At 48.6% G+C, this 12,927-nt stretch carries 12 protein-coding genes and 2 pseudogenes; 8 read left to right on the forward strand and 6 right to left on the reverse strand.

Features of this window, described 5'->3' with window-relative positions; translation table 11 throughout:
• Window positions 1-787: 787 nt before the first annotated feature.
• Window positions 788-2,241: pseudogene (locus tag DW083_RS10475) on the reverse strand (aminoacyl-histidine dipeptidase).
• 33 nt (window positions 2,242-2,274) lie between these two features.
• Window positions 2,275-3,293, reverse strand: a pseudogene (locus DW083_RS10480) (lysylphosphatidylglycerol synthase transmembrane domain-containing protein).
• Window positions 3,294-3,393: 100 nt separating this feature from the next.
• On the opposite strand from DW083_RS10480, the gene rsmA reads away from it, so the two are divergent.
• The 8 genes from rsmA (at window position 3,394) to DW083_RS10520 (ending at window position 9,340) form a co-directional block, all read left to right on the forward strand.
• Window positions 3,394-4,173 carry a 16S rRNA (adenine(1518)-N(6)/adenine(1519)-N(6))-dimethyltransferase RsmA gene (gene rsmA / locus DW083_RS10485; RefSeq protein WP_122332338.1) on the forward strand — a complete coding sequence of 260 codons (780 nt, stop codon included), beginning with the start codon at window positions 3,394-3,396 and terminating at the stop codon, window positions 4,171-4,173.
• A gap of 32 nt (window positions 4,174-4,205) precedes the next feature.
• On the forward strand, window positions 4,206-5,555 hold the full coding sequence (gene mgtE / locus DW083_RS10490) for a magnesium transporter (protein ID WP_115499994.1): 1,350 nt from the start codon (window positions 4,206-4,208) through the stop codon (window positions 5,553-5,555).
• Window positions 5,556-5,634: 79 nt separating this feature from the next.
• Window positions 5,635-5,979 (forward strand): CidA/LrgA family protein, encoded by a 345-nt coding sequence (locus tag DW083_RS10495; RefSeq protein ID WP_115499993.1) that lies wholly within the window; start codon window positions 5,635-5,637, stop codon window positions 5,977-5,979.
• Window positions 5,979-6,677, forward strand: coding sequence for an LrgB family protein (locus DW083_RS10500; RefSeq protein ID WP_122332364.1), 699 nt, complete (start codon window positions 5,979-5,981; stop codon window positions 6,675-6,677). Before DW083_RS10495 ends, DW083_RS10500 begins: the two co-directional genes overlap by 1 nt.
• 170 nt (window positions 6,678-6,847) lie before the next feature.
• Window positions 6,848-7,411: an elongation factor P gene (gene efp, locus DW083_RS10505; RefSeq protein ID WP_115499992.1), complete on the forward strand. Its 564-nt coding sequence runs from the start codon at window positions 6,848-6,850 to the stop codon at window positions 7,409-7,411.
• Window positions 7,412-7,493: 82 nt separating this feature from the next.
• Window positions 7,494-8,174, forward strand: coding sequence for a DNA repair protein RadC (gene radC, locus DW083_RS10510; RefSeq protein WP_122332339.1), 681 nt, complete (start codon window positions 7,494-7,496; stop codon window positions 8,172-8,174).
• Between the two features lie 45 nt (window positions 8,175-8,219).
• Window positions 8,220-8,537, forward strand: a complete 318-nt coding sequence (locus DW083_RS10515) for an SUF system Fe-S cluster assembly protein (RefSeq protein WP_115499990.1) — start codon at window positions 8,220-8,222, stop codon at window positions 8,535-8,537.
• Window positions 8,538-8,656: 119 nt separating this feature from the next.
• Window positions 8,657-9,340 (forward strand): UDP-2,3-diacylglucosamine diphosphatase, encoded by a 684-nt coding sequence (locus DW083_RS10520; RefSeq protein WP_370038999.1) that lies wholly within the window; start codon window positions 8,657-8,659, stop codon window positions 9,338-9,340.
• Window positions 9,341-9,486: 146 nt separating this feature from the next.
• On the opposite strand, the gene DW083_RS22755 is transcribed toward DW083_RS10520, so the two are convergent.
• From DW083_RS22755 to DW083_RS10530, 4 genes are all read right to left on the reverse strand, one after another.
• Window positions 9,487-9,684, reverse strand: a complete 198-nt coding sequence (locus DW083_RS22755) for a hypothetical protein (protein WP_233552150.1) — start codon at window positions 9,682-9,684, stop codon at window positions 9,487-9,489.
• Window positions 9,684-10,790, reverse strand: a complete 1,107-nt coding sequence (locus tag DW083_RS22760) for a hypothetical protein (protein ID WP_233552151.1) — start codon at window positions 10,788-10,790, stop codon at window positions 9,684-9,686. Before DW083_RS22760 ends, DW083_RS22755 begins: the two co-directional genes overlap by 1 nt.
• Window positions 10,706-11,503 (reverse strand): hypothetical protein, encoded by a 798-nt coding sequence (locus DW083_RS22765; protein WP_233552152.1) that lies wholly within the window; start codon window positions 11,501-11,503, stop codon window positions 10,706-10,708. Before DW083_RS22765 ends, DW083_RS22760 begins: the two co-directional genes overlap by 85 nt.
• A 167-nt stretch (window positions 11,504-11,670) precedes the next feature.
• Window positions 11,671-12,870: an acetate/propionate family kinase gene (locus DW083_RS10530; protein ID WP_122332341.1), complete on the reverse strand. Its 1,200-nt coding sequence runs from the start codon at window positions 12,868-12,870 to the stop codon at window positions 11,671-11,673.
• Between the last annotated feature and the right edge of the window lie 57 nt (window positions 12,871-12,927).

Here is a 12,927-nt window from a genome sequence, read left to right on the forward strand (position 1 = left end):
AATTAATAATACTATATATAATGAAATTCAGTTCTTTACGTCCCTTCTTGGGATCGTCTATCGAAATGACGAGAGAAAACGTACGTTTTTTTTAGTCATTTTTCGGGAGGGTGTCGGAGGTTCGTGTTGAAAAGGTGTAATTTCGTACAAGTTAAGCTATCTAATTGATAAGAAACAATATAGAAAAAGAAAAATCTTTGCGGAAAGGATTGCAGGTTTAAAAAGTATATGTATTTTTGTAGCTGAAAAATGACGAATTTAAACGTACGTTTTCATTAGTCATTACCGAACAGCCTCCTATCTTTTTAAAATTCAACACTTTATATTCAATTTTATATCTGTTTTACCCCCTAAAACAGCCCTTTTACGCGTACATTATATAAATTAGTACATTACTATTAATCAAGACATTACGAAAACCGCTAAAATGCAAAAAGACGCCTTTTTGCAGATAACCGCCCAAAACAGCCCTTTTTAGCCCCTATCAAGCCGGATATTTATCCAAAAATAAAGACAGTCATTGAAACTAAAGTGTCTGCGGTCGAAACTAAAGTTTCACGGCAGGAAACTAAATTTTCGTCCGAGGAAACTAAAGTTCCATCGGCATGAAACTAAAGTTTCAAATGAAGAAACTGTTTGAAACAAAAGTTTCAAAGAAAAAGATACGTGAAACTAAAATTCCGGAGATGGAATACAGTGAAGTGTGAGGAGATTTATTAAGGAAAGTATGGCAGAGAGATGTTGCGGCCCCGCGTCGAGCGCGGGGACACATCCTCTCCTAATTATATTATATTCTTGCAAGCGTCGTAACAATGAAATCCCATGTGCGGGCAACGGACGGAATGCTTACCCGTTCGTCCGGAGAATGCGGATGTTGCAGGTCCGGGCCGATAGAGATCATATCCATGTTCGGATAGGCTTCCTGGATAATGCCGCATTCGAGGCCGGCGTGCATCACGGTTGCTTCCGGTTTCTTGCCGTACAGGTCCAGATAGGCTTGCTGCATGATCTTCAGGATCGGAGAATCGATATTCGGTTGCCAGCCGCCGTAGCCGCCGTCATATTCCACTTTGGCACCTGCCAGCGCGAATACGCTTTCCAGGCTGGAGCAAACCGCTTCTTTGCGGCTCTCGGAAGAGCTGCGCACCAGGATCTGGATTTCGATCAGTTCGTTCGACGACTTCACGATTGCCAGATTTGTAGACGATTCCACTGTTCCCGGGAAATCGGCCAACATACTGATAACGCCGTTCTGACAACCTTCGATCGCATTGATCAGGTCGTCCTGGATTTCTTCGGGGATCAGAGTCGCCGGCATATCGGTCATTTCTGCTACGAAATTGACATTATCTTCAATACCTTTATATTCGGTACGATACATTTCCTGATAATCGGATACAAATTCCCAAAGGCTTCCACATTGTCGCCGGGAATCGTAATGACAGCAAAAGCCTCGCGAGGAATCGCATTCCGCAACGAGCCGCCATCGACAGACGACAGACGCGCACCATAATCGCGTACCGCCTCTTTCAGGAAACGGAACATCAGCTTATTGGCATTCGCACGTCCTAAATGGATATCGACACCGGAGTGGCCGCCTTTCAAACCGGTCAGGCTGATCTTTACAGCGACATCACCTTCCGGAATATATGTATCTTCCTTAAATTGCATAGACACGTTCAGGTCTGCGCCACCGGCACAACCGACAAACAATTCGCCTTCCTCTTCGGAATCGCAGTTCAACAGGATCTCACCTTTCAGGAAACCCGGTTTCAAGCCGACGGCGCCGTCCATCCCCACTTCTTCATTAATGGTGAAAAGGGCTTCCAGCGGACCATGTTTCAACGTCTTGTCGGCAAGGGCTGCCATCGCAAAAGCGGCACCCATACCGTTATCGGCGCCTAATGTCGTTTCGCGGGCTTTCACCCAGTCTCCATCTATGTAAGCATCGATCGGGTCGGTTAGAAAGTCGTGTTTTACTGAAGAGTTCTTCTGCGGAACCATATCCAGATGAGACTGCATGGTTACGGTTTTGTGTCCTTCCATTCCCGGAGATGCCGGTTTACGAATCAAAACGTTTCCCACTTCGTCTTGCAGGGTTTCCAATCCCAATCCTTTACCAAAAGCTACCATAAAACGGGTTACAGCCTCCATGTGTCCGGTCGGACGAGGAATTTGCGTAAGGTCATAGAAATAACCCCAGACAGGCTGCGGAGAAAGATTTTTGATTTCTGCTGACATAGAAGTTTAATTTAATTTGTGCTACTTTTATTTTTATGCAATAGTATTATCATTAACAGCAACCGGGGCTTCCTTGTTCGTGAACGGCAAAACCACCACGCCAAACAGCCCTGTAAGTCCGAGCCACGCGTCTGCACCGTGTGTACGACCAGGGCGAAAGCCGCTGCATCGGTTTCCTTTACTCCGAAGCACATCAGGGTGGCGATCACCATAAAATGCCACGGTCCGATGCCTCCCTGAACGGGCACAGCCACTGCGATACTGCTCATTGTAAAAGCGATCAGCCCGACTGTCACACCCAGGTCGCGGGTAAAGTCGAATGCGTAGAAAGTGATGTAGAAGTACAGGAAATAGCCTGTCCAGATCAGTAACGTTTGAATCACAAAAAGACCTTTCCGCTTCATCAGCCAGATGCTCTTCATTCCGTCCCAGACGTTCTGCAACATCGACTTCGCTTTCTTCACCAGCGTAAAGTTACTCATATATGTGAATATAAACCAAATTCCGGCGATAAAAATTACTGCCGCCACGTAAATCCATATCGAATTGAACATCGACTGGAAACCGTCCAGCAAGGCGGGGTTCTTCGCAAAGAAACTCTGGAAGAAGCCGAAATTGAACACGACGATAGACATAGTGATCAGCCCGACCATGATCGTATCGCTCACACGGTCGATCAGCAAAGTGCCCAACAGGCGGGTAAACGGAATCTTGTCATATTTGGTGATCATGCCGCAGCGCCAGACTTCGCCCACGCGCGGCAGGACAAGGTTTACGGCATAATTGCCGAGGACGGCGTAAATGACATTGCTTGTCTTCACCTTATCGCCCAGCGAACGGATCAGCAACCCCCAACGCAAGCCGCGGACGATATTGGCTCCTAAGCCGAACAGAAGCGAAAAGAGGATGATTTCGTAACGGACGCCTTTGCGGATCACGTTCCATATCTCGCCAAGATCCATCTTACTATACAAATACCAGAGCAGTAAACAACCGAAAGCAAGCGGGAGGATGATCTTGAGAAACGTGCGTAGAATTACTTTAAAATCCATTATGCGTAGATTGACTTTAAATTATTTGTTGTATTTTTGTACGCCTGCAAAGATAAGCATTATATTTAAATACGAACACAACTATACACCAAAGAAGTGGATGAGATTAGTTAAGCCAAAGAAAGCGTTAGGACAACATTTCCTGAAAGATCTGCAAATAGCTGAACGCATTGCAGATACATTGTCCGACTACAAGCAGTTGCCTGTACTGGAAATAGGCCCGGGTATGGGCGTCCTCACCCAATTCTTACTGGAAAAAGGACACGACCTGACAGTGGTCGAGCTGGACCTGGAATCGGTCGATTACCTCGAACAGAACTTTCCGGCCTTAGAAGGCAAGATACTGGCGGAAGACTTTCTGCGCCTGGATCTCAGCAAGTTGTTTGCCAGTCAGTTCTGCGTGATCGGCAATTATCCGTACAATATATCCAGCCAGATATTTTTCAAGGTTCTCGATTATAAAGAACATATTCCCTGCTGTTCGGGCATGATACAGAAAGAGGTGGCCGAACGCCTTGCCGCCGGTCCGGGCAGTAAGACATACGGTATCCTGAGTGTCCTGCTGCAAGCCTGGTACGAAGTGGAATATCTGTTTACCGTCAGTGAGAAAGTATTCGATCCGCCTCCAAAGGTCAAAAGCGCGGTGATACGGATGGTGCGCAACAACCGGATGGAATTGGGATGCGACGAAAAGCTCTTCAAAACGGTTGTCAAGACCTCTTTCAACCAGCGCCGCAAAACGTTGCGCAATTCGATGAAACCGCTATTAGGCAAAGACTGCCCCGATTACCAGCTCCCGATCTTCGACAAACGGCCGGAGCAGTTGTCGGTAGAACAGTTTGTGGAGCTGACGTTGATAACGGAACGGAATTTGAAATAAGCAAGTTGTTCATCTTCTAAATAGGCAGAGAAATGATTGAACTGACGAAAGAATATATAGAGAATCTGAAAGGCATCATCTCTGAGAAGGATGACGCAAAGATCAAGGAGACACTGGATGAATTATATCCGGCCGATATCGCCGAACTGTATCAGGAACTGAACCTGCAGGAGGCGATCTACCTTTATCTTCTGATGGATGGCGAAAAGGCGGCGGATGTGCTGATGGAACTGGACGAAGAAGACCGTCACAAGTTACTGAAAGAACTTCCGAACGAACTGATTGCCAAACGCTTCGTGGACAATATGGAGACCGACGACGCCGTAGACCTGATGCGCGAGTTGGACGAAGACACCCAGGAAGAGATTCTTTCGCACATCGAAGACGTGGAACAGGCCGGAGACATCGTCGACCTGTTGAAATACGACGAAGACACTGCCGGCGGTTTGATGGGTACGGAAATGATCGTGGTAAACGAGAATTGGAGTATGCCCAAATGTATCGACGAGATGCGCAAACAAGCCGAAGACATGGACGAGATCTATTATGTGTATGTAGTAGACGACGACGAACGCCTGCGCGGAGTGCTCCAGCTCCAGAAACTGATCACCAATCCTTCCGTCTCGAAGATCAAGCACGTGATGAAGAAAGACCCGATCTCCGTCCGCGACAGCGACAGCATCGAAGAGGTGACCGAGACGATCGAGAAATACGACCTTGTAGCCCTGCCGGTTGTCGACAGCATCGGACGACTGGTCGGACGCATCACCATCGACGACGTCATGGATGAAGTCCGCGAACAACACGAACGTGACTACCAGTTGGCATCCGGTATCTCGCAGGACGTGGAGACTTCGGACAACGTCTTTACCCAGACAGCCGCCCGCCTTCCCTGGCTGTTGATCGGTATGATAGGCGGCATCGGCAACTCCCTCATATTAGGGAACTTCGAAGGCAACTTTGCCGTCAATCCTAAAATGGCACTCTTCATCCCGCTTATCGGTGGAACCGGCGGTAACGTCGGGATTCAATCTTCCGCTATCGTGGTACAAGGCTTGGCTAACAACAGCTTGAAAGAAGGGAATATCGTACCCCAGATACTGAAAGAAGCGGTTGTCTCCTTGATTAATGCCAGCATCATCAGCCTGGTCGTATTCATTTATAACTTCTTTATGTTAGGCGACCGGGCTATTACGGCTTCCGTCTCCCTCAGTCTGTTTGCCGTCGTGATGTTCGCCAGTATCTTCGGGACGTTAGTGCCTATGACACTCGACAAGCTGAAGATCGATCCGGCTCTGGCGACCGGACCTTTTATCACCATTACAAACGACATTATCGGGATGATGATTTACATGTTTATCTCGTCTACGCTGGCCGGATAGTTAAATAACCTATGTTGTAGAACATATTTACGACATAGGTATTATCTTTGCGGCAGGTTATCAAAAAGACAGTAAAGACATGCTAATAGAAGCATTTTACATTCTCTTCTTCTATTTTACAGGAGAGTTTATCAGTTATTTCATCGACGGGTTCATTCCGGGCAGCGTAATCGGGATGGTATTGTTATTTTTAGCGTTGGCATTCAAAGCCGTCAAGCCGAATAAAGTAAAGAGACTCTCGACGCTCCTGACCGAGAATATGGGATTGTTTTTCCTTCCGGCGGGCGTAGGCCTGATGAATTCGTTGGGTATTATCTCCAAATACTGGGTTGTGATCGTTACGGCATCCGTTGTCAGTACGATATTAGTAATCGCCAGCGTGGCTCTCATCCAGCAAAAATTAGGGAAGGAGGCCGACAAATGATGAATAACCTGGCACAGTCGGAGGTCTTTTCCCTTACGTTAGTGATTGGCACTTACCTCGCATCGCTGGCGCTCTACAGGAAAACGCGTATCAGCCTGCTGCATCCGCTTATCACTTCCATCTTGGTCATTATCGTCGTACTGAAGACGATGAATATCGAATATGAATCCTTCCAGAAAGGCAGCCACCTGATTCATTTCCTGTTAGGGCCGTCGGTCGTGGCGCTCGGATATGTGCTTTACGAACAAATCCAGTATCTGAAGGGGAATGTCATTTCGATCCTGACCTCCGTCTTTGTAGGAGCGATTATCGGGATTGTCAGCGTCATCGTTATCGGCAAACTGATGGGAGCGGACGCGGCATTGGTTGCCACTCTCGAACCGAAATCGGTTACGACGCCTATTGCGATGGGTATTGCCGAGAAATCGGGAGGCATTCCTTCGCTGACGGCAGTTATCGTGGTCGCAGTCGGGATATTCGGCAGCATCGTCGGGCCGTTCGTCATGAAGGTGTTAGGCATTGAAAGCCGCATAGCCAAAGGGTTGGCGTTAGGAGCCTCTTCGCATGGCGTCGGGACATCCGTAGCGATCCAGATCGGGGCCGTGGAAGGAGCGTTGAGCGGACTGGCAATCGGGTTGATGGGTATTATGACGGCAATTCTCGTCCCGGTTATCAGTTTTATTATCTCGCTATTCTAAGCAGATCATCACCTGACTCATGCTCATCGTGAATCATATCAAACTGATTTGCAACCCATTTCCAAATAAAAAAGCAGAAGTTTATTGTTACTTTAAGAGGAAAACACTACTTTTGCACCCAAAATCCATCACGAGATAAATTAACAATATATAATATAAAGCACATAAGTATGATTAATTCACAGGACATTAAGAAAGGAACATGTATCCGTCTGGACGGTAAACTCTATTTCTGCGTCGATTTTCTTCACGTAAAACCGGGAAAAGGTAATACGATTATGCGTACAACTCTGAAAGACGTTGTAAAAGGCGGTCAGATCGAACGTCGTTTCAACATCGGTGAAAAACTGGAAGACGTACGCGTAGAACGTCGCCCGTACCAATACACATATCAGGAAGGTGAACACTATCACTTCATGAACCAGGAAACATATGACGACGTGATCATCGACAAAGACTTGATCAACGGTGTAGACTTCATGATCGAAGGCCAGATGGTAGACGTTGTTTCAGACGCTTCGACCGAAACAGTCCTGTTCGCAGATATGCCTGTAAAGGTTCAGCTGAAGGTGACTTATACCGAACCGGGAATCAAAGGCGATACAGCAACCAACACACTGAAACCGGCTACGGTTGAATCAGGTGCGGAAGTTCGCGTTCCTTTGTTCATCGAAGAAGGCGAAACGATAGAAATCAACACACAGGACGGTTCTTATGTAGGACGTATCCGATAACAATGGACAATTGACAATTGACAATTAAGAATTTGCAGTTTCCCGCATTTAATTGTCAATTGTCAATTAATAAAGTCTTGCTATGAAAATAAAAGAATGGGCCGAAGAAGACCGGCCGCGCGAAAAAATGTTACTGAAAGGTATTGCGTCTCTTAGCGATGCCGAACTGCTTGCCATCCTGATCGGTTCAGGAAACAGCCATGAAACGGCTGTCCAACTATCACAACGTATCCTTTTCTCCGTCGATAATAACCTGAATGCTTTAGGTAAACTTTCCGTCAAAGAACTGATGTCCAAATTTAAAGGCATCGGACAGGTAAAAGCGATCACCATCAATGCGGCACTCGAATTGGGGAAACGCCGCGGGAGCTGCGATCACATCCAACGCCCGGAAATCCGGAGCAGCCACGACACATTCCGCCTCCTTCATCCCCTGCTCTGCGACCTTCCGCACGAGGAACTGTGGGCCGTACTGGTCAACCGCTCTTGCCAAGTCATCGAAAAGGTCAAAATCAGCCAGGGAGGGACAAGTGAAACATCCGCCGACCTGCGCCTGATACTAAAAGCGGCAATCACTGCGCTCGCCTCAAGTATCATCCTCTGCCACAACCATCCTTCGGGAAGCATCCGTCCCAGCCGGGAGGACGACCAGTTGACGCAACGACTTAAAAGCGCTGCCCGGCTGGTCGACATCAACCTGCTGGACCATATCGTCATCGGCGACGGCAGCTATTACAGCTATTCGGACGAAGGAAAACTTTGAACAATTGACAATTTATTTGTACGTTTGCATTCAAATTGAACAAAGATGAACAACGAATTCCTCCAAACAGAAGAAGCGATTGTCGCCATGCTTAAAACCGTGTATGACCCGGAGATTCCGGTGAACGTGTACGATCTTGGCCTGATCTATAATATAGAGGTTGACGATGAGAAGAACGTCCGCATCGACATGACCCTCACCGCCCCCAATTGCCCGGCTGCCGACTTCATCATTGAAGACGTCCGCATGAAGATCGAATCCGTCGATGGCGTGAATAATGTGGAAATAAACCTTGTTTTCGAACCCGAATGGGACAAGGATATGATGTCTGAAGAGGCTAAACTGGAATTGGGTTTCTTATAATATACACCCGGTAGCAACATGGATTCCCTTCGAAAGAAATATATTTTGCTTCGGATGCCCATCTGGGCGCCCGTTTCCATAAAGACCCGCTTGCCGTCGAAAAGAGACTGGTACGCTGGTTGGACAGCATCAAGGACGAGGCGATAGCAATCTATTTCCTGGGGGATATGTTCGACTACTGGTACGAATACAAATATGTCGCGCCCAAAGGCTTCGTCCGTTTCCTTGGCAAGCTGGCGGAGTTGTCGGACAGCGGGGTGGAAATCCATATCTTTATCGGCAACCACGATATCTGGATGTTCGACTATCTGCCGAAAGAGATCGGAGCCATCATCCACCGGGACGTACTCACGGTTGACCTGTTGGGCAAACGCTTCTTCCTCGGACACGGTGACGAGGTCGACTACCGCAGCAAGGCATTCCGCTTTATCCGTACCCTTTTCCGCAATAAATTCTGCCAATGGCTGTATGCGGGCATCCATCCCCGATGGACATTCGGCTTCGCCCTCGGCTGGTCGCTCAGCAGCCGCAAAAGCGGATTGAAGAAGCACCGGACAAGCGAAGCGGCCGAATACCAGGGAGAGGAGCACGAATACATGGTCCTTTTTGCAAAGGAATATCTTAAAACGCATCCCGACATCAACTTCTTTATCTTCGGCCACCGCCACATCATGCTCGACCTGATGCTCTCGCGCACGTCCCGCCTCCTGATTGCCGGAGACTGGATGCATCTCTTCTCATACATCGTATGGGACGGCGAAAACCTCTTTATGGAGCAGTTCGAGGCGGAGCAGACTTCCTGAAAAAAGGACCGGCATCGCTTCTGAAAAAGGTTAGCATCGCTTACGAAAAGGGTAGGCATCCTTTCGAACAACGGCTCACGGGCCATATTTTACGGGACGGGAGCGAAAAAAAACGGGACGGGAGCCATAATCCCGCAGTCCGAATACTATTTTTTCCAGCAAACAACCAATGTTTCCTCCGGATGGACAGTCAGGATATCACCGTCTATCGAACCGTTTTTATCGGCAAAAAGGACTTCTGACGGGCGCTTCTTACCATCCGTCTGTAAAGCGATCGTTTGCAAAGCGCCTGATTTATTGACGACCACAGCGATATAAGCGTCTTTCGTCTCAGACACCTTCATCAGGACGTCTTTATAATAGGTTTTGAAGGAACAGGGCAAGCGGTCCGTATTGCACTCCTGCCGCACCCAGCCGGCAAGTGGCGCGCGTCCCCTTTCCAGGCACCGCTACCCAACAGACCCGGAACCCAGACAACTTCTCCTTTCCCGTAAGCAAAGCGGGATGCCAGCGGAAGCTCTCCTTCCCCGCAAATCGTTTCAGCGCCTTTATCCGTACGGATAAGTCCCTTCCAACCATATCCCGGAACAGGCTGTTCGTATCCTTTCAGGCGGTACAGGTAAGGAGTGTCGATCCGTTTGAACTCGGAGATACAGCCGCCAAAGAGGTTCTTTAGAGAGAAACCGGTCAACATCTGGTTATGGACATCCCCATCGTAGAAACCGGTCATTCCGTCTACAATCAGTTTTCCGCCCTTTTGGACGAAAGACTCTAACAACGGGACGTATGAAAGAGGCACTGCAATCTGGTGGGCCAGGATAATCGTTTGCCCCGTATAGTCCGGACGGCTGAAATCATATTCCTCAAACGCCTTCAGATTCGGGGTGATGCCACTCCCGGACAAGGCTTTGAAATAGCCCAGCATATTAGTCATACACATGATACGCCCGTCTTCGGCGGCAGGCGTTCCCTTCGAAACAATATCCTCCGTCCAGAGAGACTCGCGGATATAGACGATACTGATTCCCGGATCCAGTTTCTTCGCCTCCGAGAAGAGCGTTTTATGCTGTTTCAGACAGTTGCCGACCTCGGCAACGGCAGCCACCCGATCCGTAGGCTGGTGCTGGAAGTCGAGCAAAGCCCATTCTCCCGACTCGATGCCCGATGCACGCGGGTTAAGCGACCAGAAGATCGCGCCTTTCCCTTCCGTCCCCATCACGATCCAGAGCCATTGTGTGATCTCTTCCTTTGTCGGGCACATGGCACGGGCACCGCTATAAGTATTGTTTCCTCCCTGCACCTCCGTCATCAGCCAAGGCAGTTTCCCGGCACCGGACAGCAGCAGTTCGCAGTCGGCAGACATCGCTAAGCTGTATTCTTCGCGCGGGAAAAGGGTAAAATGCAGCTGGCATGAGCCGAACCGCCCAGGCTGTTCAGGAAACGGCGCCACTCGGGGAAGTTATATTCCGTTATATTCGAGAAAATAGCATGATTATTGACATGCAGGTGTATATTCTTATCGTACTTGCGCACTTCGGAAGCGATCCAGCCGAGCATCCAGGTCGTCATGTAGTTCATGAAACGTTTATCCTGCAAATCGACCAATACCGGATATCCGTTTTCCAGATATTCCGCCTGCGGATGCTGTCTGTTCCACTCCCGGCGCATCTGGCGTGAGAACTCGTTATCTTTCAGCCCTCCGCCCGGTTCATTGATCAGCACCCAGGCATACAAAGACTTGAATTGTTTGAAATGAGTCGTCATCTGCTTGATATATTCGGCAAAGGTATTCAACTGTGCACGGCTCTCCGGAAACTTCCAGCCTCCGATATCCGTCTTGTCCGTCAGCGGGAAGAATGTCCCGATAATCTTGATATCATACTTCTCCGCCAAGCGGAAAGCACGGTCGAAGAGAGAGAAATCCCAACCGCCGGGTTTACGCATATACGATTCGAACATACGGATGCGGCAAACCGACATCCCGCTGTCGTGCATTGTCCGGAACCAGCCTTCCGTCTCCTCCTCCGTCTGTCCGGGTTCGATAAAGACCTGCGCTCCCAACAACGGATAATCATCTGCGGAAATCGTCTGCTGTGCCTCGGCACGTTCCGGCAACAGCCATGCTGCCAGCAATAAAAGGAGTAAGAACTTACAAGCTTTCATGGTATAATATTGTATTTAAATGGTTTCCCGATCAATAAGAAGTTTCCAAAGATAAACAAATAACGGATAATACGTGTCAAACAGACAAAAAAAAGACTGCCCCAACCGGTGTCGGGGCAGTCTAAACACTAATCCTAATGTTTTGTAAGCTGTGAGGATTAGAATAATTATTTATCTAATATTTCCATTGTATCGGCAGCGATCATGAACTCTTCGTCGGTCGGCACGACGATAATCGTCACCTTGCTGTCCGGCGTACTGATAACCATTTCTTCGCCACGCATACCTTCGTTCTTCTGAACGTCGATCTTCATACCCATGTATTCCATGTCTTCACATACGACACGACGGGTAGCCCACTGGTTCTCACCTACGCCACCTGTCCATACCAGGATATCGCAACCACCCATGGCAGCCGCATAAGCACCGATATATTTCTTGATACGGTAGTTGTAAACATCCAATGCCATGATGGCACGTTCGTTACCGGCAGCAACAGCCGCTTCGATCTCGCGCATATCGGACGAGATACCGGAAAGGCCGGCAACACCGCTCTTCTTATTAATCAGGTCGGACAAGCCTGCGCCGTCCATACCTTCCTTATCCATGATGAAAGACAAAGCGCCTGCATCCACATCCCCGCAACGGGTACCCATCAGCAGACCTTCCACCGGAGTCAGTCCCATAGAAGTATCGACACACTTGCCATGATCGACAGCGGCGATAGAACCTCCGTTACCTACGTGAGCCGTGATGATCTTCTGTTCTTCGTAAGGAACACCTAAGATTTCACAGGCGCGGCGGGATACATAACGGTGGCTTGTCCCGTGGAAACCGTAACGGCGCACACCGTATTTCGTGTACATTTCATACGGCAGACCATACATATAAGCCTTGCTCGGCATTGTTTGATGGAAAGCTGTGTCGAAGACTGCCACCTGGGGAATACCCGGGATCAGCGCTTCCATAGCGTCGATGCCTTTCAGGTTAGCCGGGTTATGCAGCGGAGCCAGGTCGGAACATTCGATTACTTTGTTGAGCACATCCTGGTCGATCTTCACGCTGGAAGCGAACTTCTCGCCGCCGTGTACCACGCGATGGCCGACAGCGTCGATCTCCGTATATTCTTTGATACAGCCGTATGTCTTGTCTGTCAGAATGCTCAGGATAAATTCGATACCTTCCTTATGGCCGGGAATCTCTTTTTCCAGCACAACTTTCTTTCCGTCTTTGTCGGTCAGCTTCAGGAATGCGCCCGGCAAACCGATCTTTTCGATACCACCCTGGGCCATCACTTCGCCGGATGTCATATCGAATAATTTATATTTGATGGAACTGCTACCGCAGTTTAATACTAAGACTTTCATGTTCTATGATTTATGATTCGTAAATGTTAATTGTATAGAGACGCACGGCCGTGCGTC

Origin of the sequence: Parabacteroides sp. AF48-14, from assembly GCF_003477465.1 — a bacterium.
In the GTDB taxonomy this organism is placed as follows: Bacteria; Bacteroidota; Bacteroidia; order Bacteroidales; family Tannerellaceae; genus Parabacteroides; species Parabacteroides acidifaciens.

Bases quoted from the DNA above. Each gene is read 5' to 3' on its own strand.
- mgtE (WP_115499994.1), top strand. From the start codon at position 4,206: ATGATTGAACTGACGAAAGAATATATAGAGAATCTGAAAGGCATCATC.
- DW083_RS22765 (WP_233552152.1), bottom strand. From the start codon at position 11,503: ATGAAAGCTTGTAAGTTCTTACTCCTTTTATTGCTGGCAGCATGGCTG.
- DW083_RS22755 (WP_233552150.1), bottom strand. From the start codon at position 9,684: ATGAAGGTGTCTGAGACGAAAGACGCTTATATCGCTGTGGTCGTCAAT.
- DW083_RS10500 (WP_122332364.1), top strand. From the start codon at position 5,979: ATGAATAACCTGGCACAGTCGGAGGTCTTTTCCCTTACGTTAGTGATT.
- rsmA (WP_122332338.1), top strand. From the start codon at position 3,394: ATGAGATTAGTTAAGCCAAAGAAAGCGTTAGGACAACATTTCCTGAAA.
- DW083_RS10530 (WP_122332341.1), bottom strand. From the start codon at position 12,870: ATGAAAGTCTTAGTATTAAACTGCGGTAGCAGTTCCATCAAATATAAA.
- radC (WP_122332339.1), top strand. From the start codon at position 7,494: ATGAAAATAAAAGAATGGGCCGAAGAAGACCGGCCGCGCGAAAAAATG.
- DW083_RS10495 (WP_115499993.1), top strand. From the start codon at position 5,635: ATGCTAATAGAAGCATTTTACATTCTCTTCTTCTATTTTACAGGAGAG.
- efp (WP_115499992.1), top strand. From the start codon at position 6,848: ATGATTAATTCACAGGACATTAAGAAAGGAACATGTATCCGTCTGGAC.
- DW083_RS10515 (WP_115499990.1), top strand. From the start codon at position 8,220: ATGAACAACGAATTCCTCCAAACAGAAGAAGCGATTGTCGCCATGCTT.